Raw genomic sequence first — 25,668 nt, 5'->3', positions numbered from 1 at the left:
TCCGCAATTACCATTAACGTTAAACTTATAAACATGAAAAACACAACAATTTTTCTCTTAAACAGATATTCCTATCTGATTATCATACTCATAACATTAAATTCCTTTGCACAAACCGCTTCAATTGGTTCGACAGCAACTTGGGGAAAAGTAGACGGAGTTGCCGTAAACGGATTGGTTCAAGGACCATCTGCTGCAGAAGCTGATCTTCAGGTTGCCTGTGTTTTCGAATATACGGAAGGCGACATCTTCAACCCTCCTGCCCTTCCTGCCAACTTAAACGGAATGGTACATTTAGACGACGCACTAAAAGGCATCATAACCGAATTACGCAAAAGCGGAAAGTTTACTGGTCATTCACTTGAAACCTTATTAATTACACCTCCAAAAGGAACTTTAGCATCCAAACAATTATTATTAATCGGATTGGGAGATCGCAATACATTCACAACCGAATTAATGATTTCTGTTGGAAGTACCGCAATGCGCGAAGCATTACGTTTAGGCGTTTCTAACTATTCTTTTGCAAGTGATATTAAAGATGCGGGAATCGATTCTCCAACGGCTTTGGTTGCTACTAATGTTGTTTTAGGTTCTTTTGAAGCCTATAGAACGCAAATCTATTTAAAGGAAAAAAAGCTAGCCGATTATAAGCCTTTAACGAAAGTTACGCTTCTTGCCGGACCAGCATTTTATAATGTTGCTGGAGAAGGAATTAAAGACGCCATCGCAAAATTGAACTCTAAATAACCGAATTATGAAAGCAGATCTAATTTTATTCAACGGAAAAATTCATAGTTTCAACGCTGAAACGCCAAATGTTACGGCTGTTGCCATTAAAGACGGAAAATTTATTGCGGTTGGAAATGACAACGATATTATGAGTTTTTCTTCTGAAGAAACTAAAATAATTGACCTTCAGAACAAAAGAGTCGTTCCCGGAATCAACGATTCTCACATTCACCTGATTCGTGGTGGTTTAAATTATAATTTGGAATTGCGTTGGGATGGTGTTCCTTCTTTGGCAGACGCACTCCGAATGTTGAAAGAACAGGTTGATCGTACGCCAAATCCGCAATGGGTTCGTGTTGTTGGCGGCTGGTCTGAATTTCAGTTTGCTGAACGCAGAATGCCAACTTTAGAAGAAATCAATGCGATTGCACCCGACACTCCTGTTTTTATTTTGCATTTGTACGATAGGGCAATTATGAACAGAGCGGCACTAAGAGCTGTTGGTTACAACAAAAATACGCCTGCTCCTCCGGGTGGTCAAATTGAACGCGATTCAAACGGTGAACCAACTGGACTTATTATTGCGACTCCAAATGCGATGATTTTATATTCGACTTTGGCAAAAGGTCCAACGCTTTCTTATGAACATCAAATCAATTCGACGCGTCATTTTATGAAAGAACTGAACCGTTTCGGAATCACAAGTGTGATTGATGCCGGCGGCGGATTTCAGAACTTTCCTGACGATTACAAAGTGGTTAATGAACTAAACGAAAAGAAACAATTAACGGTAAGAATCGCTTATAACCTTTTCACTCAAAAACCAAAACACGAATTTGAAGATTTCTCAGATTGGATAGATACTGTAAAATTATATCAGGGAAATGACATGTACCGTCATAACGGAGCTGGTGAAATGCTGGTTTTCTCTGCTGCCGATTTTGAAGATTTCCTACAGCCAAGACCAGATCTTCCAGAAAACATGGAAGCAGAACTGGAAAAAGTAGTTCGTCTTTTGGTAGAAAACCGTTGGCCGTTTAGACTTCATGCGACTTACAACGAAAGTATTACCCGATTTTTGAATGTTTTTGAAAAGATCAATCAGGATGTTCCTTTTAATGGGCTTCCGTGGATATTTGACCACGCCGAAACGATTGACGAAAGAAATATCGAACGTGTGAAAGCTCTGGGCGGCGGAATCGCCGTACAAAGCAGAATGGCCTATCAGGGAGAATATTTCACCGACCGATACGGAGCAAAAGCTGCTGAAAATACACCGCCAATCAAAAAAATGTTAGAAATGGAAGTTCCTGTTGGTGCGGGTTCAGACGCTACTCGTGTAAGCAGTTACAATCCTTGGGTTTCAATGTATTGGATGACGGTTGGGAAAACAGTTGGTGGTTTACAATTGTACAATGAAACCAGACTGAACCGACAAACTGCTTTAGAATTATACACTCGAGGAAGCGCCTGGTTTTCGCAGGAACAAACTAAAAAAGGTGATATTAAAGTGGGAATGTTTGCCGATTTAGTAGTTCTAGACCGAGATTATTTCAGCATTGATGATGAAGACATTAAAAAAATCGAATCGGATTTAACCATTGTTGATGGAAAAATTGTTTATGCAAATGGCGATTTTTCGTCTTTTTCTCCGCCACATATTCCGATTTTACCAGATTGGTCGCCAACGAATATTTACAACGGATATCCGGTGAGAAGCAGTTTGCAGAGTGCGATTGAAAAAAATGCGAAAGCAGATGCGAAACCAAAACTGACTTCGCAGATTCACAGTTGCAGCGGAAGTTGCGATGTTCATTTACACAATCACGATGTTGCCCGAATGAGCAATGTTCCTGTCAATAATTATAACGCATTCTGGGGCGCTTTGGGTTGCTCTTGTTTTGCCTTTTAAATTTTAAAGAAATGGCTGAAATTATAAAACAAATCCTGTATTCCGATTTAGGAAATTCCTTCAACAATGCAGCGCTTTTAGTATTTAGAGTTTTACTTGCAGTTGAGTTATTTAGAGTACACGGAATGAAGAAATTCAGAGTTGAAAACGGACAAAAAGAACACGTTCCAAATCCGCTTCATTTACCTGAAAAATTAAACGGACTGGTCGCTACATTTTCAGATACTGTCATTCCGTTTTTTATCATTTTAGGACTCGGAACTCGCCTTGCCGTTCTTCCAACAATTGGTGTCACAGCCGTAGGTTATTTTGTGGTTCACAGAAACGATTCGCTCGAAGTACGTGACGTTCCTTACATGTACACACTATCATTATTATTACTTCTCGCACTCGGTGCCGGAACATATTCGCTTGATTATTATTTATTAAACCTTCTTTAAAAATGAAAACAAACATCGGAATTAAACAAGAAAACATCTCAAAAGTTGTAGAGATCCTAATTAAAGTTCTTGCAGACGAATTTGTACTTTATACCAAAACCAAAAGAGCACACTGGAATGTTGAAGGTCCGGATTTCTATAACAAACACCTTTTCTTCGAACAACAATACGATGCTATTGATGAAATCGTTGATACTGTTGCAGAAAGAATCCGATCTTTAGGGCATTATACTCCTGCAACATTAAAAGACTTTTTGGCTTTGACGCATCTTACAGAAGAATTACAAGAGAAAAATGACGCCAATGGTTTCATTAAAGAATTACTTTTAGATCACGAAAGTATTATTATTTATCTACGTGAAAACATCAATCTTATCGCAAACGAACTACAAGACGCGGGAACAAGTGATTTTATCACAGGATTAGTAGAAACTCATGAAAAAATGGCCTGGATGCTTCGCGCTCATTTGAAATAAAAAAATATGGAAATACAACAAAAAAACATTTGGTACGTAACCCTGCTGCTCACCATAATAGCAGGGTATTGCGATACCGTAACATTTGTCGCTGCCGATTCGATTTTTTCAGCACATGTTACGGGCAACTTTATTGTCTTTGCTTATCAAATCATCAAAGGTTCAGACATACATGCGTGGATAAAACTGCTCACTTTTCCCATTTTTATAATCGCTGTAATTACTGGAGGAAGAATTGCATTAAAAGCAACTAATCGTTATACGATTCTATTTTGGGAAGGTATAATATTGTTTTTAAGCGGAATTGCTTCTTATGCTTTCGGTTATTTGGAGATTTTTTCGGAATGGACGATGTATGCCGTAGCCATGACAACCGTATTTGCAATGGGACTTCAGAATGCTTTTGGAAAGCTTTACGCCAAAGAAACACATGGACCAACAACCATGATGACAGGAAATGTAACACAAGCTTCTCTTGATTTAGGAAACTTATTAAAAAACGGACTTAAAGACGTAGAAGTTCTTTTAAGTTTTAAGAAACAATTAGTTACTATAATTGGGTTTCTTGTGGGTTGTTTTCTGGGAGCAGTAGCAGGAAAGTTTTTCGGATTAGGAACTTTAATTCTGCCGGGAATAGCGATGATAATTTGCTATTTATACCATCGAAAAAGCTAGACAAACACGGATTTTGGATTGCAGATTTCTGATAATATAGTATCTTTAAAAAATGAATTTCATCCCTATTATTTCTGTCAAAAACCACGTACGCGCCTTATTTACAGTAACCTTTTTTATACTAGTAAATTATAGCGTTCCGGCGCAATCCAAAGAAGATCCAAATGTATTAAAAAGCAAAATTGCTAAAGCTGGAGACACTTCACAAAAGGTCGATTTGCTATTGCTTTTAAGTGCCTATTATCTCAACAAAGATCACGAATATAAAGCCGATTTGGATGAGGCGGATGTTATAAACGGGCAGGCAAGACAATTGGGTACTAGTTTACATTATAAAACCGGAATTGGAAAATCAATTCTGCTTAACGCTCAGATTAATAGAGAAAAAGGAGATCCTAAAAATGGTTTAAAAAAGGCAAAAGAAGCCCTCGTTTATTCTAAAAAAAACAATTTAACGGAACTTCAAGCGAACGCTTACTTAGAACTTTCTATGTATGGAGAATCTCTGGATGAGAGAATTAAATACAAGGAAATGGCGATTCCGCTATTTATAAAATTAGGCGCAAAAGCTAAACAGGCAGGTGTTTTAAAAGAAACCGGTGAATTATACCTTATGAATGAAAATGAGGAAAAAGGTATGGTGCTTTTAAAAGAATCGCTTCTCTTATATCAATCGATAAAATTTCCTCATTTACAAGGTGTCTATAATCTGCTTTCTGACGGTTATACCCATACAGGGAACTTTGCAGAGGCTTTGAAATATGCCCTTTTAGCTGAAAAAACTGCCTTAGCTGTACGTGATAGTTCACTACAGCTTAGTGCAATTTACAATCATGTTGGAATGGCGTATCTTAATCTTCAGAAAAAAAATAATGCAGCTGAATATTTTTATAAAGGTCTGGAAATAGCAAAAAAGCATAAAAGTGCAGATTATGTCAGAGTGATTGGCGATAATCTTTGTTCTACATTTATTTTGCAAAAAAAAGGAAACGATGCACTCAAACTTTTAAAAGAAATGCAGGCAAGTTATCCTTCTAATGATGAGCAGAGACAAATAAAAGAAAATTACCTTTTTCTTGGTATTTACAGAGTGCTAAATGATAATGAAAAAGCCACGGTATACTATAATAAATTGGTCGCCTATTATGGTAAATATGCCGAGAAAAGTGCCGAAAACGGAATGCCAATTCTGAGAAGTTTTGCCCGGTATCATTATCAGTTAAAAAACTATACCGATTTATATCCGATACTTCATCGCTTAGATTCGCTCGCGACAGCGTCGAAAAACACAATAATGTTGTCTGACAATTATCTTATCTGGTTTAAAGCAGATTCTTCAAGGGGAAAATATCTCGATGCCATAAAACATTATCAACTCTATAAAAACATCTTAGATACTATTTATAAAGGAGAAACGAACAGACAAATTAACAATCTTCAAATTGAATTTGACACGGATAAAAAAGACCGAAATATTGAATTACTAACGCAACAAGCCAAAGTACAACAAATACAAATTCAGAAAGATAATGTTGTAAAATATGTCTTTATTGGAAGTGTTTTGGTTTTAATTCTTATTCTGGGACTTTTATACAATAGTTTTAGAATTAAAAAGAAAAAGAACGAAGAACTCGAAATAAAACGTCAGCAGATTAATGAACAAAACGAGCTGAATAAAAAAATGTTGATTGAAAAAGAATGGCTTTTAAAAGAAATTCATCATCGCGTAAAAAATAATCTTCAAATCGTTATTAGTTTATTAAATACACAATCGGCTTATTTGGATAATGAAGATGCATTATTGGCCATCCAAAACAGTCAGCATAGAATGTATGCAATGTCTTTGATTCATCAAAAACTGTATCAGTCTGATAATCTTTCGAATATCGATATGTCATGGTATATTTATGAACTAATCAATTACATGAAAGAATGTTACGACACAAAAGGCAAAATCAATTTTGTTTTAGAAATTGAAAGCATTTGTCTTGATGTTGCACAGGCAGTTCCAATGGGATTAATTATAAATGAAGCGATTAGTAATGCGATTAAATATGCATTCCCTAACGACAGAAAAGGAGAAATTTTAATTTCTTTTAAAAATATCGAAAAAAACAATTGTCAATTGATTATTGCCGATAATGGAGTTGGTTTGCCTGAAAATTTTAACCATGCCGAAAGAGATTCTCTTGGTATGAATTTAATGACCGGTTTAAGCGATCAAATTGATGGCGTTTTTGAAATGAAAAATGACAACGGACTGAAAATCAAAATTACATTTAACCGAAATACTGAATTTGAAACTGTTGTTGAAGATTCTGAAATTTCATCAATGATACAATGAAGGAGAAAATTTTAATCGTTGAAGATGAATTTATTGTAGCAAACGATTTAAAAATCATGTTGCAAAAAGCAGGCTACCAAATTGTTGGTATTGCTTCTTCTGTGGTTCAGGCCAGAAAATTAATTGAAGAAAAAAAGCCTGATTGGGTTTTACTGGATATTATGCTAAAAGGCGATCTTACCGGAATTGACCTCGCATGGGAATTGCGCGAAATGAATTTGCCCTTTTTGTATATTTCTGCAAACACCAACCAAAGTACGCTCGAAGCTGTAAAAGCAACACAACCGTACGGATTTATGGTGAAACCTTTTAGAGAAAGAGATCTTATCGTGATGCTCGACATTGCTAAATATAGATTTAATGAAGAAAAGGGAAGTTTAGAACAAACAAAAATTGATAATGAAATTCACGAAATTGAAGGAATTGTTGGCAATAGCCCACTTTTGAATGAAGTTATTGAAAAAATAAAAATCGTTGCTCCGGCTGAAACTTCTGTTCTAATTTTAGGCGAAAGCGGAACCGGAAAAGAAAGAGTTGCGCATGCCATACACGATTTGTCACAACATAAATCAAATCCGATTGTGATTGTGAATTGTGCAGCATTACCGCAATCTTTAATCGAATCAGAACTTTTTGGACATGAAAAAGGCGCTTTTACGGGAGCTAATTCTTTACGAATCGGGAAATTTGAACAGGCAAACAATGGAACTATTTTTCTGGATGAAATTGGTGAATTACCTTTAGATTCTCAGGTAAAATTATTACGCGTTTTGCAAGAGAAAGAAATTCAGAGACTTGGTGGCAATAAAACCATCAAAATCAATGTTCGTATTGTAGCCGCAACAAATAGATCTCTAGAAAAAGAAGTTGCAGAAGGACGTTTTAGACTCGATTTGTATTATCGTTTAAATGTATTTCCGATTCAATTACCAACTTTAAAAGAACGAAAAGAAGATATTGAAGCATTGGCCAATCATTTTCTGAAAAAATATGCTGCAAGTTCACGAAGAAATGTTAGCAATATAAGTCCAAGCGCTTTAGAGCAGTTAAAAAATTACGATTGGCCGGGAAATATTCGCGAACTTGAACATTTAATTGAAAGAAATGTGCTACTTGCCAAATCAACCGAAATAGAAAAATTTGATCTTGCTTCGGATACTTCTGTTCCTTTTGAAGTTGTTCCCACTGGAGAAATGAAGTCGATGGAAGAAATGGAAAAAGATCATATTATGAATGCACTCCAACGCTGCAACGGAAAAGTTTCAGGTCCCGGTGGTGCAGCAGAAATGCTAAAAATGCAGCCGCAGACTTTGTATTCAAAAATGAAAAAATTAGGTATAAAACAGGATTATAATTAATCTACATTAAGTAGACTTGACTATTAGTTTAACGAACTTTGTAGTTCTAAACCAAGACATAAAAAAATAAATATGGAAACAATAAAATTAGAATTAGACGAGAAAAAACACGGCGCATTCAATCTTTATGTGGAAGATAAAAAATTAGGAGAAATGACCGTAAGCATAAAAGATGATTTACTAACCGTTTACCATACAGGAGTTGAGCCAGAAGCTGAAGGAAAAGGTTATGCCAAGAAACTTTTGGAAGAAATGGTGTCGTATGTACGTGCTAATAATTTGAAAGTTATACCGCTTTGTCCTTACGTTCATGCACAATTCAAAAGACATCCGGATGAGTATGAGGATATTTGGAAAAAGTAATTGATAAGGTATATCGCCAAAGTTTGTCATTTCGAGTAACGAGAAATCACACTAGAAACTCGACACAGATTGGAGATTTTGCATGCGGAGTTTCTCGTGTGATTTCTCCTCCGTCGAAATGACAAGATTGCGTAATTTCATTTGTCTCTCATAAAAACAATTCAGTTTTCTACAGTTAAAAATCTCCAAAATCTGCGGGAGAAAACAACTTTAGACATTCAAAAAAAAACATTATGAATACAGAAATATTAACCGACGGCATTCCTTTAAATGAAGCCAAAAAAGCTTTGATCATGCTTCACGGTCGTGGTGCCGGCGCTCATGATATTCTTTCGATAGCCAAACATCTTAAAGTGCAAGATTTTGCATTGGTCGCTCCACAGGCAGAAAACAGAACCTGGTATCCGTATTCGTTTTTAGCACCGCTTAACGAAAATGAACCTTCATTCTCAAAGTCGCTGGAAGCTATTCATCAGGTTGTAGTTGCCATTCAGCAAAACGGAATCGAAAAGGAAAATATTTATTTCTTAGGTTTTTCTCAGGGCGCTTGTCTTGCTTTGGAATTCACTACAAGAAATGCTGCAAAATACGGTGGTGTTGTTGCTTTCACTGGCGGATTAATTGGCGACAAAATTTATGAAAACCATTATTCAGGAAATTTCGAAAATACTCCGGTTTTTATCGGAACAAGTGATCCTGATTTTCACGTTCCTGTAGAAAGAGTAAATGACACGGAAGCGCTAATGACAAAAATGGGCGCTGATGTTACCAAAAAAATCTATCCAAACATGGGACATACCATTAGTCAGGACGAAGTAGATTGCGCAAATGCATTGGTTTTTAATAAAAAATAATGATTACGATAACGCGGGTTTACAGCGATGAAAATGGTGAAAGTCATTTTGAAGACTTTGAAGTTCCATTAAAAAACAACGGCGATATCGGATTTTTATCTGATGATGAACCTGTAAAATCGATCGTTTTTAGAGAAGTTAATCCTTCTTATGATTATGATTTTCACAACGCACCCGACCGTCAATATATTGTTTTACTGGAAGGCGGCGTAGAAATAGAAACTTCTTTGGGAGAAAAAAGGACATTCAATACGGGTTCGATTTTACTAGTAGAAGACACTACCGGAAAAGGCCATAAAACAAAGAATATTGAGCCCAAACTCAGAAAATCGATATTCATAAAATTATAATTTTTAAACACATAGAAACATAGATTTTTTCCCTCTTTAAAAAGAAATTAAAAAGAAACTAGTATCTAACACATAGTTACTATGTGCATTTATGCAAGTGAAACGCCTCTACGCGCAATCAAAACTATGTTTCTATGTGTTTAAATAATAGGTTACAAAATCGTATAAAATGGAAAAAGAAACCGTAAGAATAGAGAATTTCAGCGATGCCGTTTTTGCCATTGCCATTACGCTTTTGGTTTTGGATTTGCGCGCTCCGGAAATAAATATGGTAAAAAACGGCGCAGAACTATTAGTGTTTTTAAAAAGCGAATGGACAACGTATCTGGCTTTTACACTTTCTTTTTTCAGTATTTTTATCATGTGGGTCAATCATCACAAGATTTTCAAACAGATTTACAGTAGAAATACCGCTATCATGTTTTCAAACGGATTGATCTTATTTCTTGTTACGGCGGTTTCTTATCCAACAGCTTTATTAGCACGTTTTTTTAATAGCGAAGCTTCAAGTATTGCAGTTGCGATTTATACCGGAATTTTTGTATTGATTAATATTTCATACAATTTATTATGGTTTATCGCCAGTCACAACAAGAAATTACTTCGTCCTGGAATTACCGATTCGGCAATCAAAAAAATCACAAACAATTATTTATATGGATTTCCAACCTATTTAATTGCATTTGGGATTTCTTTTCAGTTTCCAGCTGTTGCTTTGACAATTTGCATGCTTTTGTTGATTTATTGGGCTCTTTCTTCAGGCAAAATCAATATGAATAAGAATGAAGATTAGTCTAGGAAATGTTCCTTCTTAATTCCCAATTTCTGTATTCTCGAACCTAAAGTTGTAGACGGCAAACCCAACAAAACAGCTGCTCCTTGCGGGCCTGAAATTCGTCCGTTGCATTTTTTTATAATTTTAAGAATATACTCCTTCTCTACTTCCTGCAAGGTTTTGGTATGAAACTCTGTTTTAGAAGTTTCGGATTTTCCAATAAAAATCTCCGGAAAAGTCATTTCCTTAATCATGTCCTCTTTGGCAAACAAAACACTTCTTTCAACCATATTTTCAAGTTCTCTCACATTTCCCGGCCATGCATTTGCTATCATGCTTTTGAGCACTTTTTTAGAAAATCCATTTATCTTCTTCCCTATTCTTTCTGAATGTTTTTCTAAGAAAAAATTCCCCAGAATTTCAATGTCATTTTTGCGGTCACGCAAAGCAGGAATTGTAATTGGATAAACATTTAAACGATAATACAAATCGCTTCTAAATCGGTTTTCAGTAACTTCTTTTTGAAGTGATTTATTGGTTGCTGCAATTACTCTTGCATTTATTTTAATGGTTTTATTTCCGCCCACGCGTTCTATTTCTTTTTCTTGTAAAACACGAAGCAATTTCCCTTGTAATTCTAAAGGAAGCTCTCCTATTTCATCCAAAAAAATAGTACTGTTTTCTGCTTGTTCAAATTTCCCAATTCTTTGATCGGTCGCGCCTGTAAAAGCACCTTTTTCATGTCCGAATAATTCACTTTCTATCAAATGCTCCGGAATTGAAGCGCAATTTACTTTCACCATTTTATTACCAGAAACTGGAGATAAATCATGAATCGCACTTGCTACGAGTTCTTTTCCTGTTCCTGTTTCTCCAAGAATCAATACAGTAGAATTTGAAAATGCAACTTGAGAGATTAATTCGTAAACAACTTTCATGGCATCGCTGTTCCCAATAATCCCTTGAAAACCTTCTTTTTTTGTTTCAACTATTTGCAAACTATTATTAGAAGAATTGTTTTTCAGTTTTTTCAGCTCGGCAACATTATTTTCATATTCCTGAGTCAGTTTACTATTTCTAACTGTAATAGAAAGCTGCGTTGCAATTCCTCTTAAAATACGATTTGATTCTCTGGTAAAAGTTTTCGGATTTTTAAAGAAAAGAAAAAGCACATTTCTATTTCCGCTAGTATAAGGAAGACAAATTCCGAATGCATTTTTGAAACCTTTTTTAAATACACTTTTAATATAATCGGGATTCTTTTGATCTTCGGTTAAATCAAAAATAACCGTATCTGCAGCATCCATGCAGCGATTAAAAAATCCATCATTCAAAACATAATTTTTTGACTCTGTATTTTTATCTGAAGATTGATAGAAAATTTGGTATTCCGTTTCGTTTTCATTGGCAGAAGCCAAAACAAAATCATCAAACAGAAAGTTATCTTTTAGTATACCATTTACAACAGCATTAAATTCTTCTTTATTTAAAGCCTGAGAAAGCGCCGAACTTATAGATAAAATCAACATTTGTTCTTGTTCACGTTCCTGCAATCGCTTCATGAGGATTGTAGTTTTATCTGTCGGTTTTTCCATAAAGGTATTTCTGGTAGTATTTTTTTACGTGTAATAGCGTAAATTTAAGAAATAGCCATTATTAAATTACTATTGATTTTCTAAATATGCTTTTTAAAATTCATAAAATCACGATATATCGTATAATCTAAAAGCTACTTTTATACATAAACCCTTCAAAAACAAAGAATTACATCTAATGGAATATTATTTGATTATAAAACAACAGTTCGTATAAATGCCATTTTTTATTTCTTAATCTAGGTTAATCGATGCGCAGCCATAACGGACGTAAATTTGTATAAGAAAATCAAATAACAATTTAATATAAAAATACCATGGAAAATAAAATTTTAGGCTTACACCATATTACTGCAATTGCAGGAGACGCTAAACGTAACTTTAATTTTTACTCAAACATATTAGGATTAAGATTCATCAAAAAAACAGTGAATTTTGACGATCCTGGAACGTACCATTTTTACTTTGGTGACGAAGTTGGAAGTGCGGGAACAATCTTGACATTTTTCCCTTGGGGAGAAGGAATTCAACAAGGAAGAAAAGGTTCCGGAATGGCAACTGAAATTGGGTATTCTGTTCCAAAAGGAAGTTTAGATTTCTGGCAAAAACGTTTTGAGCAATACAATGTCATTTATAACAAACCAGCTGAAAAATTCGGCGAAAAATACTTGACTTTCTTAGATCCGGACGGTTTAAAATTAGAGCTAATCGAATCTAAAACTGATGATAACAGAAAAGCTTGGGAAACCGATGAAGTAAAAGCCGATGTTGCAACAAAAGGTTTTCATAACATTACTTTGACTTTAAACGACATTAAACCTACGGCTGCCGTATTAACCGAAATATTTGGTTATAAATTAATCGATCAGGATGTAAACCGTTTCCGTTATGCAACTGACGCTGTAGAAAATGCAGCGATTGTTGACTTGGTAGAATTACCAGAAGAGAAAAAAGGTTTAGGTGCAAACGGAACCGTTCATCACGTAGCTTTCCGTGTAAAAAATGATGAAATTTTAATGCACTTCCGTGAAAAAATCGAAGAATACGGATTGTCTATTACACCTCAGATTGACAGAAATTATTTCCATTCTCTTTATTTCAGAGAACCAGGCGGTGTTTTGTTTGAAATCGCTACCGATAATCCTGGATTCACAGTAGATGAAAGTCTTGAAGAATTAGGTAAAAACCTAAAACTTCCTGCTCAATATGAACCTCAAAGAGCAGCAATTGAAGCTCATTTGGTTAAAATAAATTAATTACTAAATTTCAACACAACTAGTTTAAAGCTGTCCTAATTTCGGGACAGCTTTTTTTTTTTGATGAATAAAATAAACTTCACTTTCGGGTTAATCCTTATTTGCATCAAGCAAAACTGCCAACTGAATACAAGGAAAATCGGAGCGGTTACTCCATGCATGATTTGTTCCGCGCTGAATTACAATATCTCCTGCTTGCAAAAGTGTTTCTTCTGTATCAACAATTAAATAAATTTCGCCCGACAGAATTATGATATAATCCAAAGTATCAGTTTGATGCATCAGCGGATGCGGCTGACCTTTTGGAACTTCAATTCCTAGATCTTTATCGGGCGGAATTTGTACGTAACGAAAATAACTTCCGTTTTTTGGTGTATTCGGAAAAGCAGTATTTTCAATCACTTTCTCCTCAAATCTCGCTGGAGAGCTGTCTGTTGACCAAATATCTGAAATGATCAATCCGGGAAAATGCTCTGAAACATTTGTTACAATGGCATCTTCTTCTATAATTGATTTTCCGTCTCGTAAACCTATTACTACTCTTCTGGGTATTGTCCTCATAGTTATTGTATCTGCATGATTAGTTTTTTTCCTTGCGTTTTATTCTCGCGTAGAATTGCAAGCGCTTTTTCTACAGTTTCTGTTTTCAGTTTTCCTATAATAGAAATTGCAGGAGGATTAATTTTTCGGTTATCTATTAATTCTCTTAATTTGGTTAAACCATTTTTATAATAATCATATTGCTTTTCCAAACCGAAAGCATAATTGGAAATATTGAGAATTGTTGCTCCGTTTGAAAAAAGAATTCCGCGGGATTCCGGAGTAGAAAAATTGGTTACATCTACATAAATACCGTTTATTTTCAAGAGTTTAGCCGCAATCTCAGCGATGCTGTTTCCAACCAAATCTACCACTATATCAAATTTCTTGTTTTGATTTAATGCAAGTGCTTCTTCGTAAATATTTTTGATTTTGTAATTGATAATTTGTTCCGGTTTAACTCCAATATTTAATAGTGAAGTAATACTATTTTCATTTCCGGCTGTGACCAAAAAATTTGTAAAACCACCCGCAACAAGTAGTTTAATTACCATGTTTCCAACACCTCCCGCACCGCCGGTAATTAATATCGAATTAGTTACGTCGGCATTCATTCGTTTGAAAGATTGCAAAGCCGTTAGTCCGGCTGATGGAATTGCTGCAGCTTCTTCAAAAGATATACTTTCCGGCTTTTTAACCGCAATAGCTGCCGGAACACAAATATATTCAGCATAAGTACCTTTTGACCCCATACTTCCTGAACCACAAAATACCGCATCGCCAATTTTGAAATCAAGTACCTCTTCACCAATTGCTGTTACAATTCCGGAGAACTCACGGCCAAGAATTCGGGAATGCAAAAGCTTTCTTTCTGAACTGTTTTCGATCATCTGATAATCAATCGGATTAAAACCTGACGCCACAATTTTTACCTGAATCTGATTTGATTCGGGTATCGGAATTGCAACGGTTTCTAAACTAAATTGATTATTTTCCTTTAATATAATTGCTTTCATTTTTATCGTTTTATTATACAAAAGTATGGCGGCAATACTTTATTTTTGTTATGGGTTAACTGCAGGTAACCGGTTACCAAAGAGAAACTATTATGGCAAAAATCAATGATAACGGTATACTTCGCGAAGCCAATTGTTCTGAAGAACTTATGGCAATGCGAGACAGTCTTGAGGTTTTGGGCGGTAAATGGAAACTAATGATTTTGCGATTCTTAACAAACAGAACACATCAGGTTATTCATTTTAAAAAAATGCAACGCGAAATAAATGGTATTTCGGCCAAAATGCTCAGCAAAGAACTCAAAGAATTAGAAATCAATTTACTAATCAGTAGAACGGAGCAAGATACAAAACCTGTAAAAGTAGCTTACGCAATTACAGAATACGGAAAATCGGTTTTGCCTGTTACTGAAACCTTAGTTAATTGGGGATTAAATCATCGTGAAAAAATTATTGAATCTCTCAAATAAAACTCTTGTTTCTGCTGTTCTTTAACCTTCAAAACATTCAACAATCTTAAAAAAACGACTTTTGATTACTTTTAAAAAATGCGAAGAAAATGACCTTGATTTACTGCACGAAATCGCATTAGAATCGTATAACGATACCTATCAATATCTCTGGAAAGATGGTGGAACTTCGTATTTAAACACTTTTTATAAAAAAGAAATTTTTAAAAGCGAACTTTCTGCCTTAGATATTTATTACTTTCTAATCTATGAAGGCAAAAATGCAATTGGTTATTTTAAACTAAAAAAAAGTCCAATAGAATCCTATTCGGCCGACGAATGTATGGAACTGGATAAGCTTTATCTTCTAAAAAAATATACAGGCAAAGGAATTGGAAAAACGATAATGAATTATATCCTTTCTTTCTCTAAAGAAAAAAATAAATCAATACTTTGGCTAAAAGTAATGGAAAGCAGTCCAGCGCGATTTGTTTATGAAAAATCCGGTTTTATACCCATTAATAAATACGATCTCACGTATCCGGAAATTATCGAAAGATATGCCTCAATTATTACAATGATTTGTAAAATTTAAAATAGGAAAGCGCTATTAAAGCGCTTTTTTCTATTTCACATCTATTATTTTCGATAATTAGAAATAACTCCGAAAGCTTTTATTCTTTCTCAAAGTTATCCGAAACTTTTATGTTAATCTTTGTAAAGGAAAACTATAAATATTTAACTTAAGAACTGGAAGGCTTTGTAGATGTAGACGCAGATCTAATTCTCCTTTCCGACTGTACTTTGTAAATTTCTTTTGATTTTCGTTCAGACCAGTATTGTATAATAGAATTGATTACATTCTTAAAACGTTCTGTATTGCAAGGTGTTATAAAATAACTTTTTGGAGGAAAAGCAAAAGGATCAATTACAAAGGATTGTGTAAACAATATTGAAAAAAATAAACAAGGGCATTTCATTTGCACACCGATATCTTTGTAATGAGAATCATTATTACTTTCTCCGATATGCAATACATTAGAAAAAACCAAAAAAGGCATAATCTCCTGTGCCATTAATTGACGTTTTGCTTCTAAAAAAGTACTATAGAAAAGAATTCGGTTTTTAACTTTCAGATCAAGAAAAACTTGCTTAAATAGTCGGCGGTTTTCTTGATTTTCCTCCACAAGTACTATCGGATTCATCGCATTCATAATCACTACTTTTAAATTTAAATTCTAAAAAAATCTCTTAAATATCCTGATTTTAAGAAACTTGAACTTACATAATTACATTATTTATTTATATAATTTCAATGTTTACAAACAACGTTTTTTGTTTTCTCTTGCAGAAAATATGTTAATTATATAAAACAATTAAAAAATAATGTAAGTAGAAGAAAAATCTTATTTCTAATTTCATAGACCAATAAACCAAACAAATAATAAAATCTATGATACAATTTTACTTTCGGTTACTTATTTCTGCTCTTTTTAATTTCAAACCTAAATTACAGTTGTGCAACCTAATGCGATGATGAAGTTTCTCTTTATCAAACAGGTATTTTAAGCGTTTCAATTGATTAAAAACTTCCCCATTTTTACTTAAAGAACACGAATTATTCCGCACAAAAAACGGCTTAACAGGATTGCTATCTTTTAAACTTAACTTAAAATAAAAATGATTTATAAAAATATATTGCAGATTGATGACGACATTGATGATTGCGAATTTTTCATGGAGGCTTTGCAGGCCGTATCAGATGCTGATTATACAGCGATGCACAGTGCCGTTGAAGCATTGGATAAATTAATACGCCAAGAGCTAAATCCGGATATTATATTTCTTGATCTCAATATGCCAGTGATGACTGGTTTTGATTTTTTGACGGAAATTAAAACCCAGAAAATCCTTCAAAATGTGCCTGTTGTAATTTTTTCGACTTCACAATTTGAAGAGACAAAACTGAAAGCCAAAAATTATGGCGCTGAGAAGTTTATTTCAAAACCAAGTGATTTCAATGAACTAAAAAAGATCATAAGCCATTTTACTTTATAGAAAATCTTAATTCGTATTGCATTCCTTCAATTTTTATTTTTTAACGTGGTATTCTTAACAGAAAGACAATGAAATTATCAACACAAATAATTTTAGCCTTTACGCTTATAATTTTGCTTTCTGCTGCAGATTCGTATACCAATTACAGGCTGTCACTTAAGGTCAACCAAAATTCACAATTCTTATCAAAATCAGAAGCCGTTATCCGGAACTCAAACAAAACGCACAGGGCAATTCTTCAAATGCAAAGTGCGGTAAGAGGCTATTTATTAACTAACGATTCTACTTATCTTTTCCCTTATTACAGTGGGATTGCAAATGTCCCAAGCCTGTTTGCAGAACAACATACTTTGATTGACAGTAATACGGTACAATCCTCTATTCTGGATTCGATTAGTATTTTGCATGGAGAATGGCTTTCGTATACTTCAGAATTAATTCGCGCCAGAAGAGAAAATCCTACAACCTATCAATATCTTTTGGACAATAAACTCAAAAAGCACATTGGTAAAAACATCAATGATTCTATTACTCAAAAATTTAAACGATTTGAAAAAATAGAGTATAAAACACGGGCACATCATAGCGAAATGCTGTTACATTCTTTAAGCCGCGCGAGAACCTATTCGTTAGTGTTTTTGTCCCTTACGATTTTTGTCGGAATCTGTAGTACCGGTTATATTGTAATGATGATTACGCAGCGAATCAATTCGATGGTTCGTGTTGCCGATACTATTTCAAAAGGACGATTTACGATTGTCAAAGATTCTAAAAATGACGAACTGAGCGCTCTGGCTTCTTCTCTGAATATCATGTCCCGAAAACTTGAGCAAAATATTCAGGAACTGGAAAACAAAAATGAAGAACTAAACAAATTTGCTTATGTGGTTTCTCACGACTTAAAAGCTCCTTTGCGTGGCATTTATAATGTAATTACTTGGATTGAAGAAGATTTATCTAATGAACTATCTCCCGCTTTAAAAAATTATCTGAACATTATTCCGAAGCGCACGCAGCGAATGGAAGCCTTAATAAACGGACTTCTTGAATATGCCAGCATCAACCAGAAAACTTCGCCAGAATTTGTAGACACCAACGCCTTAGTCGACGAAATTGTACAATCTATAGTGCCGCGAAATTTTAAACTGCAAATAATTGATCTTCCGGAAGTTTTTACCGAGCGCTTAAAACTTGAACAAGTTTTTTCGAACTTGATTAGCAATGCTGTCAAATACGCAAAATCAAATAGGCCAACTCTGGAAATAAAATGCCAAAAAGTGCATGGAATTTATGAGTTTTCTGTGAAAGACAATGGTATTGGTATAGATCCGGAATATCATCAGAAAATATTTGAAATCTTTCAGACACTGAGAGAAAAAAATGAAATGGAAAGTACAGGAATCGGACTGGCAATTGTCAAAAAAATTATTGACGATCAGGGCGAAACTATAAATGTCGAATCAAAGCCAGGTGAAGGAACAAAATTTACTTTCACATGGAGAAATACAAAAACAATATGAAAAAACCCAATATATTATTAATTGAAGATGATGAACTCGATATTATTTCAGTAGAGCGTTCATTAAAAAAACTGGAAATCAAATATGTTTTGCATCAAGCTTACAATGGTCTGGAAGCACTAAAAATGCTTCGTGATGCTGAGATTCCGCTTGTTCCGGACGTGATTCTTCTTGATATCAATATGCCAAGAATGAATGGTATAGAATTTCTGAAAATTATACGAGCAGAAGAAAATCTAAAAGATTTAAAAGTTTTTATAATGACCACATCTTCTGAAAGCAATGACAGAAATACAGCCGAAGAACTGGGTATTTCAGGATATATTATTAAGCCACTCAATTATACAGACAATACCAAACGCCCAGATTCAATGGATGCTTTTGTTCAGTTTCATCTTCGAAAAATTCTATTAAATGAAAACGTTTAATAATTGTCAATTGTAAATTATGAATTGTGAATTATTAGTTATCAGTGAAAAGTAAAAAGCAAAAAACTCAATCGCAATTCACAACTCACAATTCACCATTCACCAAAAACAATCCTTCAGCAAAAGATTCACCAATTATGAAAAGAAATAAACCACTCGATAAAGTCCCAAAAAAAGAAGCCGTAATTGCTTTTCCAGTTATTACAGATGAAAAAATAGCGGAACGCAAAAGCAAGAAAACCAAGACTGAGGAATCTATCCTAAGTGATGCCGAATTCCTAAAAATTCTGTTGAAAGTAAAGAACGGTAATTTTTCTCAGCGTTTCCCAACGAATCAGGATGGTACAAAACGTGCGATCTGCGACACGCTGAATGAAATTATTGACCTAAACGAAAGGATGGTTTTTGAATTTCAAAAGGTGGGAAAAAGCATTGGTAAACAAGGAAAACTTACTAATCGTGTAGCTCTTGACGGTGCTCGTGGTTCTTGGAGTTCCTGTGTTGATTCGGTAAACACCTTAATTTCAGATCTGGTTCACCCAACAATTGAAATTGCGCACGTAATCACGTCTGTTGCAAAAGGAAATTTATCTCAGGAAATGCCTTTATCTATTGAAGGAAATCCGCTTCAGGGAGAGTTTCTTAGAATTGCAAAAGAGGTAAACGCCATGGTAAAGCAGCTGAATCTTTTTTCTATGGAAGTGACGCGTGTGGCGCGTGAAGTTGGTACTGAAGGAAAATTGGGAGGTCAGGCAAAAGTTCGTGGTGTTGGTGGAGTTTGGAAAGATTTAACGGATTCGGTTAATAAAATGGCTTCCAACCTAACCGGGCAAGTACGTAATATTGCCGATGTAACCACGGCTGTAGCTAAAGGCGATTTATCGAAAAAAATTACGGTTGACGTAAAAGGTGAAATACAGGAATTAAAAAACACCATCAATACCATGGTGGATCAGCTGAACTCGTTTTCTTCTGAGGTAACTCGTGTGGCGCGTGAGGTAGGAACCGAAGGAAAACTGGGCGGTCAGGCGCAAGTAAAAGGTGTTGGAGGAACATGGAAAGATTTAACGGATTCCGTTAACCAAATGGCATCGAATCTTACCGGACAAGTTAGAAATATAGCCGATGTAACCACAGCTGTAGCAAAAGGAGATCTTTCGAAAAAAATTACGGTTGACGTAAAAGGAGAAATTCTGGAACTGAAAGATACCATCAATACGATGGTAGATCAGCTGAATTCCTTTTCTTCTGAGGTAACTCGTGTAGCGCGTGAAGTTGGTTCTGAAGGGAAACTGGGAGGTCAGGCAAAAGTAAGAGGTGTCGGTGGAGTTTGGAAAGATTTGACGGATTCGGTGAACCAAATGGCATCAAACTTAACGGGTCAGGTTCGTAATATTGCCGAGGTTACGACAGCTGTAGCAAAAGGCGATTTATCTAAAAAAATTACCGTAAACGTAGAAGGCGAAATTCTTGAATTAAAAAATACCATCAATACCATGGTGGATCAGCTGAACTCTTTTGGTGCCGAAGTAACTCGTGTGGCGCGTGAGGTTGGTTCCGAAGGGAAACTCGGCGGTCAGGCCAAAGTAAAAGGTGTTGGTGGAACATGGAAAGATTTGACCGATTCGGTGAACCAAATGGCATCAAATCTTACCGGTCAGGTTCGAAATATTGCCGAGGTAACCACAGCCGTAGCAAATGGAGATTTATCTAAAAAAATTACGGCTGTAGCCGAAGGAGAAATTCTGGAGCTGAAGAAAACCATCAATACGATGGTGGATCAGCTGAACTCCTTTTCTTCCGAAGTAACGCGTGTGGCACTTGAGGTTGGAACCGAAGGAAAACTCGGCGGTCAAGCCAAAGTAAAAGGCGTCGGCGGAACGTGGAAAGATTTGACCGATTCCGTGAACCAAATGGCATCGAACTTAACCGGACAAGTACGTAATATTGCTGAGGTAACAACAGCCGTAGCAAAAGGCGATTTATCCCGTCAGATTACGGTTGATACCAAAGGAGAAATCTTAGAATTAAAAAATACCATTAATACGATGGTTGGTCAGCTGAACTCATTTGCATCAGAGGTAACTCGTGTGGCACGTGAGGTTGGTACCGAAGGAAAACTGGGCGGACAAGCACAGGTTGAAGGTGTCGGCGGAACTTGGAAAGATTTAACGGATTCGGTGAACCAAATGGCATCCAACTTAACCGGACAGGTGCGTAATATTGCCGAAGTAACGACTGCCGTAGCAAAAGGCGATTTATCGCTTCAAATTACAGTTGATGTAAAAGGAGAAATTTTAGAATTAAAAAATACGATCAATACGATGGTGGATCAGCTTCGAGGCTTTGCTTCGGAGGTAACAAGGGTTTCACGAGAAGTAGGAACCGAAGGAAAATTAGGAGGTCAGGCAAACGTTCCCGGTGTCGCTGGAACTTGGAAAGATTTAACCGATTCTGTTAATCAGATGGCTGGAAATCTTACCGCTCAGGTTCGTAATATTGCCGATGTAGCGATTGCCGTGGCCAATGGAGATATGTCCAGAAAAATTACAGTTGACGTAGCCGGTGAAATTCTGCAATTGAAAGAAACCCTTAATACAATGGTAGATCAGCTTCGTGAATTTGCCTCTGAGGTTACTCGTGTGGCGCGTGAAGTGGGTACTGAGGGAAAACTGGGCGGACAGGCGAATGTACCCGGAGTTGCCGGAACGTGGAAAGATTTGACCGATTCGGTGAATCAAATGGCGGGTAACTTAACCACTCAGGTTCGTAATATTGCCGAAGTAACTATTGCCGTTGCCAACGGAGATATGTCCAAAAAAATTACCGCTGACGTACGTGGAGAGATTCTGCAATTGAAAGAAACTGTAAATACAATGGTGGATCAGCTTCGTGCTTTTGCTTCCGAGGTAACTCGTGTGGCGCGTGAGGTTGGTACTGACGGAAAACTGGGCGGACAAGCGTTTGTTCCCGGTGTTGCAGGAACTTGGAAAGATTTAACGGATTCGGTGAACCAAATGGCATCAAACTTAACCGGACAAGTACGTAACATTGCTGATGTAACCAAAGCCGTAGCAAATGGTGACCTTTCAAAACAAATTACCGTTGACGTAAAAGGTGAAATTCTAGATTTGAAAAACACGTTCAACACAATGGTGGAACAGTTAAATTCTTTTTCTTCGGAAGTTACCCGTGTGGCGCGTGAGGTTGGAACCGAAGGAAAACTAGGAGGACAATCTGAAGTAAAAGGTGTTGCCGGAACCTGGAAAGATTTAACGGATTCGGTTAACGTAATGGCGTCGAATTTAACGGGTCAGGTTCGTGGAATTGCAAAGGTCGTAACCTCTGTAGCCAAGGGAAATCTGAAACAAAAACTTTCAATCGATGCTAAAGGTGAAGTAGCCCAATTAACTGACACTATTAACGAAATGATCGACACACTTGCTACCTTTTCCGATCAGGTAACAACGGTAGCACGTGAGGTTGGTGCCGAAGGAAAACTCGGTGGACAAGCTAACGTTCCGGGTGCTTCGGGAACCTGGAAGAACTTAACAGAAAACGTAAATCAGTTAGCTGCGAATCTTACGACTCAGGTTCGTGCTATTTCTGAAGTAGCATCTGCAGTTACACAAGGGGATTTAACGCGAACAATTGGTGTTGAAGCAAAAGGTGAAGTTGAGGCGCTTAAAGATACTATTAATCAAATGATTTCTAATCTTAAAGCAACCACTTTACGTAATCAGGAACAGGATTGGTTGAAATCGAATTTGGCTAAATTCACTCAGATGCTTCAGGGACAAAAAGAGCTGAATGCGGTTACCAAAAAAATCCTTTCAGAACTTGCTGCAGTTGTTACCGCACAGCACGGACTTTTCTATATTTTGGAAGAAGATGAAGATTTTATGGATTCCAAACTGAATCTAATCGCCTCATATGCTTATATTAAAAGAAAGGATTCTATTACGCAATATGCAATGGGCGAAGGACTTATCGGTCAGGTGGCGATTGAAAAGGAAAGAATCATTTTAAGCAATGTTCCAAAAGATTATATCCGAATCAATTCCGGACTTGGAGATGCGAAGCCAAAAGACGTTATTATTCTTCCGGTTTTATTTGAAGGCCGACTTAAAGCTGTTATTGAATTGGCTTCACTTGATACCTTTAGCCAGACGCATTTAGATTTCCTTGAAGGATTGACAGAAAGTATCGGAATTGTATTAAACACAATTGAGTCTAACTCAAGAACTGAAGAACTTTTGGTTCAGTCACAATCGTTGGCAAACGAGCTAAAAAGTCAACAGGAAGTATTGAAAAACACCAACGAAGAACTCGAAGAAAAAGCAATTTTATTGGCCAACCAAAAAGAAGAAGTAGAACTCAAAAACCAAGAAGTTGAGGTGGCTCGAAAAGCCTTGGAGGAAAAAGCCGATCAGCTTACTTTGACTTCAAAATACAAATCGGAATTCTTGGCGAATATGTCGCATGAATTGAGAACGCCGCTGAATAGTTTGCAGATTTTAGCCAATGAATTAATTGCCAATCGCGACGGAAATTTATCAGAGAAACAAATTCAGTTTGCCAAAACAATCAACTCTTGTGGCGATGACCTTATTCAGTTAATCAACGATATTCTGGATCTTTCTAAAATTGAATCCGGTTATATTTCTGTTGATTATAATCCGATTAGTTTTGAAGAAATCAGCCGATTTGTTGCCTCTACCTTCAACCCTATTTCAGAAGCCAAACATCTTGATTTTGAAATTATGATGGATGATAATCTTCCGGAATTAATGGAAACCGATTCACAGCGATTAAACCAAATTCTTAAAAACTTATTATCCAATTCCTTTAAGTTTACCGAGAAAGGTCAGGTAAGATTAAACATTTACAAAGCAGATAATAATTGGAAGACAAAAAATACGAATTTAGAAAATGCAGAAGCTGTTGTAGCTTTTGAAATCTCAGATACAGGAATCGGAATTTCGAAAGAAAAACAAAACATCATTTTTGAAGCTTTCCAGCAAGCCGAAGGATCTACAAGCCGCAAATACGGAGGGACTGGTTTAGGTTTATCCATCAGCCGCGGACTTTCTGATTTATTAGGCGGAAGTATTGAACTCGAAAGTGATACCAATATCGGAAGTAAATTCACATTATTTCTTCCTTTAAAATTTGTTCATAATCTCGAAATCGAAGACATGAATGTCAATGAAGAAACCAATGTAATTCATGCCGGAAAAAGCCGTTTAAAATCACTTCCGTCAGCAAGTTTTAATACATCGGACATTGATTTGTATTTTGTTGATGAGGTTGGTGACGACCGCAACAATATTAGGCCTAATGATAAAATTCTGCTAATTGCCGAAGACAACATTACTTTTGCTAAAATCTTGCTTGAGCGTGCGCATCAGCATGATATTAAAGCCGTTGTAACAACCAGAGGAAACGATGTGATCGATTATATTAATCAATTTCAGCCTCACGCTATTACAATGGATTTGAATATGCCGGATACGAGCGGATGGAAAATTCTCGACCGTTTAAAAACCGACTTTACACTTCGACATATTCCTGTTTATATTATTTCAGGCGAAGATGAACGAAATAAAGGATTGAAACGCGGAGCCAGAAGCTTCTTGGTTAAACCGGTTAAAAATGATTTACTGACGGCTCTTTTTAATGATATTCATGACTTCAAAAACAAAAAAGAAAAAAATCTTCTTGTAGTTGATGACAATCCGTCTGAATTAAAACGAATTGTCGAAGCTGTTGACGGTGATGACATTTCAATATCTACAGCCCTCACAGCAAAAGACGCAGTTGAACTTATCAAAGAAAAATCTTTTGATTGCATCATTCTGGATTTGGTTCTTCCGGATGCTGATGGGTTGGATTTAATCAGTGATCTTGAAAATAATATCAACGGTCAGGAAACCGCTATTATTATTCATTCTTCCGGTGACGTCAACAAAAAACAAAGAAGTAAACTGAGCCGATTTGCGCATAGCATTATAACAAAAAGTGCCGTGTCAATTGATGAATTAGTCGATCAGACTGCCCTATTCCTGCATCGCGTGCACAAAGACATGCCGGAAGACATGAAAGAACGAATTGAAACTTATTATTTAAAAGAAGATGTGCTCATCAATAAAAAAGTACTTCTTGTAGATGACGATGTTCGAAATTTATTCGCGCTGACAACTGCTCTAGAACGCTTTGGTCTTGATGTAATTAGTGCTGAAAGCGGACATGAAGCGATAGAAATTTTAAATCAGGATAATAAAATGGATATTGTTCTAATGGATATCATGATGCCGGAACTGGATGGTTATGAAACAATGAAAATTATCAGACAAAATGTAAAACATAAAGATCTGACGATTATTGCCGTTACCGCAAAAGCCATGAAAGGAGACAGACAAAGATGCATCGAATCCGGAGCGTCTGATTATATTACCAAACCAGTCAATGTCGATCAATTATCTTCATTAATGCGAGTTTGGCTCAAATAATATTTTAAATAAAAA

At 35.9% G+C, this 25,668-nt stretch carries 22 protein-coding genes; 18 read left to right on the top strand and 4 right to left on the bottom strand.

Features of this window, described 5'->3' with window-relative positions; genetic code table 11:
- Positions 1-33: 33 nt before the first annotated feature.
- The 11 genes from BD847_RS16145 to BD847_RS16095 all read left to right on the top strand — a co-directional run bounded on the left by BD847_RS16145 (position 34) and on the right by BD847_RS16095 (position 10,297).
- Positions 34-750 carry a M17 family peptidase N-terminal domain-containing protein gene (locus tag BD847_RS16145; protein ID WP_115889293.1) on the top strand — a complete coding sequence of 239 codons (717 nt, stop codon included), beginning with the start codon at positions 34-36 and terminating at the stop codon, positions 748-750.
- A gap of 7 nt (positions 751-757) precedes the next feature.
- Positions 758-2,644 (top strand): amidohydrolase, encoded by a 1,887-nt coding sequence (locus BD847_RS16140; RefSeq protein ID WP_115889292.1) that lies wholly within the window; start codon positions 758-760, stop codon positions 2,642-2,644.
- Between the two features lie 11 nt (positions 2,645-2,655).
- Positions 2,656-3,084, top strand: a complete 429-nt coding sequence (locus BD847_RS16135; protein ID WP_115889291.1) for a DoxX family protein — start codon at positions 2,656-2,658, stop codon at positions 3,082-3,084.
- A gap of 2 nt (positions 3,085-3,086) precedes the next feature.
- Positions 3,087-3,560 carry a Dps family protein gene (locus BD847_RS16130; RefSeq protein WP_115889290.1) on the top strand — a complete coding sequence of 158 codons (474 nt, stop codon included), beginning with the start codon at positions 3,087-3,089 and terminating at the stop codon, positions 3,558-3,560.
- A 6-nt stretch (positions 3,561-3,566) separates the two neighbouring features.
- Positions 3,567-4,235, top strand: coding sequence for a YoaK family protein (locus BD847_RS16125; RefSeq protein ID WP_115889289.1), 669 nt, complete (start codon positions 3,567-3,569; stop codon positions 4,233-4,235).
- Positions 4,236-4,287: 52 nt separating this feature from the next.
- On the top strand, positions 4,288-6,579 hold the full coding sequence (locus tag BD847_RS16120) for a histidine kinase dimerization/phosphoacceptor domain -containing protein (protein WP_115889288.1): 2,292 nt from the start codon (positions 4,288-4,290) through the stop codon (positions 6,577-6,579).
- Entirely contained in the window at positions 6,576-7,937 is a 1,362-nt protein-coding gene (locus BD847_RS16115; protein WP_115889287.1) for a sigma-54-dependent transcriptional regulator, read from the top strand. The genes BD847_RS16120 and BD847_RS16115 overlap by 4 nt, the downstream gene beginning before the upstream one ends.
- Before the next feature lie 72 nt (positions 7,938-8,009).
- Entirely contained in the window at positions 8,010-8,300 is a 291-nt protein-coding gene (locus BD847_RS16110) for a GNAT family N-acetyltransferase (RefSeq protein ID WP_115889286.1), read from the top strand.
- A 233-nt stretch (positions 8,301-8,533) separates the two neighbouring features.
- Positions 8,534-9,154: an alpha/beta hydrolase gene (locus BD847_RS16105; protein WP_115889285.1), complete on the top strand. Its 621-nt coding sequence runs from the start codon at positions 8,534-8,536 to the stop codon at positions 9,152-9,154.
- Entirely contained in the window at positions 9,154-9,504 is a 351-nt protein-coding gene (locus tag BD847_RS16100; protein WP_115889284.1) for a cupin domain-containing protein, read from the top strand. Before BD847_RS16105 ends, BD847_RS16100 begins: the two co-directional genes overlap by 1 nt.
- Before the next feature lie 169 nt (positions 9,505-9,673).
- Entirely contained in the window at positions 9,674-10,297 is a 624-nt protein-coding gene (locus BD847_RS16095) for a TMEM175 family protein (RefSeq protein WP_115889283.1), read from the top strand.
- Here BD847_RS16095 and BD847_RS16090 read toward each other — a convergent pair.
- Complete coding sequence (locus BD847_RS16090; RefSeq protein ID WP_115889282.1) at positions 10,294-11,874, bottom strand: sigma-54-dependent Fis family transcriptional regulator; 1,581 nt, start codon at positions 11,872-11,874, stop codon at positions 10,294-10,296. The two genes, BD847_RS16095 and BD847_RS16090, sit on opposite strands and share 4 nt — an antisense overlap.
- Before the next feature lie 317 nt (positions 11,875-12,191).
- Between BD847_RS16090 and BD847_RS16085 the strand changes: the two genes are divergently transcribed.
- Positions 12,192-13,130 carry a ring-cleaving dioxygenase gene (locus BD847_RS16085; RefSeq protein ID WP_115889281.1) on the top strand — a complete coding sequence of 313 codons (939 nt, stop codon included), beginning with the start codon at positions 12,192-12,194 and terminating at the stop codon, positions 13,128-13,130.
- A gap of 90 nt (positions 13,131-13,220) precedes the next feature.
- Here BD847_RS16085 and BD847_RS16080 read toward each other — a convergent pair whose 3' ends face one another.
- Positions 13,221-13,691: a cupin domain-containing protein gene (locus tag BD847_RS16080; RefSeq protein ID WP_115889280.1), complete on the bottom strand. Its 471-nt coding sequence runs from the start codon at positions 13,689-13,691 to the stop codon at positions 13,221-13,223.
- 2 nt (positions 13,692-13,693) lie between these two features.
- On the bottom strand, positions 13,694-14,686 hold the full coding sequence (locus BD847_RS16075; RefSeq protein ID WP_115889279.1) for an NADP-dependent oxidoreductase: 993 nt from the start codon (positions 14,684-14,686) through the stop codon (positions 13,694-13,696).
- Between the two features lie 92 nt (positions 14,687-14,778).
- Here BD847_RS16075 and BD847_RS16070 point away from each other — a divergent pair, with 92 nt between their 5' ends.
- Together BD847_RS16070 and BD847_RS16065 are read left to right on the top strand one after the other, a co-directional pair.
- Positions 14,779-15,156 (top strand): winged helix-turn-helix transcriptional regulator, encoded by a 378-nt coding sequence (locus BD847_RS16070; protein WP_115889278.1) that lies wholly within the window; start codon positions 14,779-14,781, stop codon positions 15,154-15,156.
- A 61-nt stretch (positions 15,157-15,217) separates the two neighbouring features.
- Positions 15,218-15,730: a GNAT family N-acetyltransferase gene (locus BD847_RS16065; protein WP_167443873.1), complete on the top strand. Its 513-nt coding sequence runs from the start codon at positions 15,218-15,220 to the stop codon at positions 15,728-15,730.
- A 148-nt stretch (positions 15,731-15,878) separates the two neighbouring features.
- Here the strand turns inward: BD847_RS16065 and BD847_RS16060 are convergent, their stop codons facing one another.
- Positions 15,879-16,349: a hypothetical protein gene (locus BD847_RS16060; protein ID WP_115889276.1), complete on the bottom strand. Its 471-nt coding sequence runs from the start codon at positions 16,347-16,349 to the stop codon at positions 15,879-15,881.
- 466 nt (positions 16,350-16,815) lie between these two features.
- Here BD847_RS16060 and BD847_RS16055 point away from each other — a divergent pair, with 466 nt between their 5' ends.
- From BD847_RS16055 to BD847_RS16040, 4 genes are all read left to right on the top strand, one after another.
- Entirely contained in the window at positions 16,816-17,193 is a 378-nt protein-coding gene (locus tag BD847_RS16055; RefSeq protein WP_115889275.1) for a response regulator, read from the top strand.
- Positions 17,194-17,261: 68 nt separating this feature from the next.
- Positions 17,262-18,713: an ATP-binding protein gene (locus tag BD847_RS16050; protein ID WP_115889274.1), complete on the top strand. Its 1,452-nt coding sequence runs from the start codon at positions 17,262-17,264 to the stop codon at positions 18,711-18,713.
- Positions 18,689-19,141: a response regulator gene (locus BD847_RS16045; protein ID WP_244201622.1), complete on the top strand. Its 453-nt coding sequence runs from the start codon at positions 18,689-18,691 to the stop codon at positions 19,139-19,141. The genes BD847_RS16050 and BD847_RS16045 overlap by 25 nt, the downstream gene beginning before the upstream one ends.
- Positions 19,142-19,278: 137 nt before the next feature.
- Positions 19,279-25,653, top strand: coding sequence for a HAMP domain-containing protein (locus BD847_RS16040; RefSeq protein ID WP_115889385.1), 6,375 nt, complete (start codon positions 19,279-19,281; stop codon positions 25,651-25,653).
- The last annotated feature ends 15 nt before the right edge of the window (positions 25,654-25,668 follow it).

Source organism: Flavobacterium cutihirudinis (assembly GCF_003385895.1).
In the GTDB taxonomy this organism is placed as follows: Bacteria; Bacteroidota; Bacteroidia; order Flavobacteriales; family Flavobacteriaceae; genus Flavobacterium; species Flavobacterium cutihirudinis.
This window is presented reverse-complemented; position numbering and strand designations above follow the sequence as displayed.

What these genes read in the sequence shown, in the direction of transcription:
- BD847_RS16040 (WP_115889385.1), top strand. Translation starts at nt 19,279, where the DNA reads ATGAAAAGAAATAAACCACTCGATAAAGTCCCAAAAAAAGAAGCCGTA.
- BD847_RS16120 (WP_115889288.1), top strand. Translation starts at nt 4,288, where the DNA reads ATGAATTTCATCCCTATTATTTCTGTCAAAAACCACGTACGCGCCTTA.
- BD847_RS16145 (WP_115889293.1), top strand. Translation starts at nt 34, where the DNA reads ATGAAAAACACAACAATTTTTCTCTTAAACAGATATTCCTATCTGATT.
- BD847_RS16100 (WP_115889284.1), top strand. Translation starts at nt 9,154, where the DNA reads ATGATTACGATAACGCGGGTTTACAGCGATGAAAATGGTGAAAGTCAT.
- BD847_RS16080 (WP_115889280.1), bottom strand. Translation starts at nt 13,691, where the DNA reads ATGAGGACAATACCCAGAAGAGTAGTAATAGGTTTACGAGACGGAAAA.
- BD847_RS16075 (WP_115889279.1), bottom strand. Translation starts at nt 14,686, where the DNA reads ATGAAAGCAATTATATTAAAGGAAAATAATCAATTTAGTTTAGAAACC.
- BD847_RS16135 (WP_115889291.1), top strand. Translation starts at nt 2,656, where the DNA reads ATGGCTGAAATTATAAAACAAATCCTGTATTCCGATTTAGGAAATTCC.
- BD847_RS16090 (WP_115889282.1), bottom strand. Translation starts at nt 11,874, where the DNA reads ATGGAAAAACCGACAGATAAAACTACAATCCTCATGAAGCGATTGCAG.
- BD847_RS16125 (WP_115889289.1), top strand. Translation starts at nt 3,567, where the DNA reads ATGGAAATACAACAAAAAAACATTTGGTACGTAACCCTGCTGCTCACC.
- BD847_RS16105 (WP_115889285.1), top strand. Translation starts at nt 8,534, where the DNA reads ATGAATACAGAAATATTAACCGACGGCATTCCTTTAAATGAAGCCAAA.
- BD847_RS16045 (WP_244201622.1), top strand. Translation starts at nt 18,689, where the DNA reads ATGGAGAAATACAAAAACAATATGAAAAAACCCAATATATTATTAATT.
- BD847_RS16085 (WP_115889281.1), top strand. Translation starts at nt 12,192, where the DNA reads ATGGAAAATAAAATTTTAGGCTTACACCATATTACTGCAATTGCAGGA.
- BD847_RS16115 (WP_115889287.1), top strand. Translation starts at nt 6,576, where the DNA reads ATGAAGGAGAAAATTTTAATCGTTGAAGATGAATTTATTGTAGCAAAC.
- BD847_RS16140 (WP_115889292.1), top strand. Translation starts at nt 758, where the DNA reads ATGAAAGCAGATCTAATTTTATTCAACGGAAAAATTCATAGTTTCAAC.
- BD847_RS16110 (WP_115889286.1), top strand. Translation starts at nt 8,010, where the DNA reads ATGGAAACAATAAAATTAGAATTAGACGAGAAAAAACACGGCGCATTC.
- BD847_RS16060 (WP_115889276.1), bottom strand. Translation starts at nt 16,349, where the DNA reads ATGAATGCGATGAATCCGATAGTACTTGTGGAGGAAAATCAAGAAAAC.
- BD847_RS16070 (WP_115889278.1), top strand. Translation starts at nt 14,779, where the DNA reads ATGGCAAAAATCAATGATAACGGTATACTTCGCGAAGCCAATTGTTCT.
- BD847_RS16095 (WP_115889283.1), top strand. Translation starts at nt 9,674, where the DNA reads ATGGAAAAAGAAACCGTAAGAATAGAGAATTTCAGCGATGCCGTTTTT.
- BD847_RS16055 (WP_115889275.1), top strand. Translation starts at nt 16,816, where the DNA reads ATGATTTATAAAAATATATTGCAGATTGATGACGACATTGATGATTGC.
- BD847_RS16050 (WP_115889274.1), top strand. Translation starts at nt 17,262, where the DNA reads ATGAAATTATCAACACAAATAATTTTAGCCTTTACGCTTATAATTTTG.
- BD847_RS16130 (WP_115889290.1), top strand. Translation starts at nt 3,087, where the DNA reads ATGAAAACAAACATCGGAATTAAACAAGAAAACATCTCAAAAGTTGTA.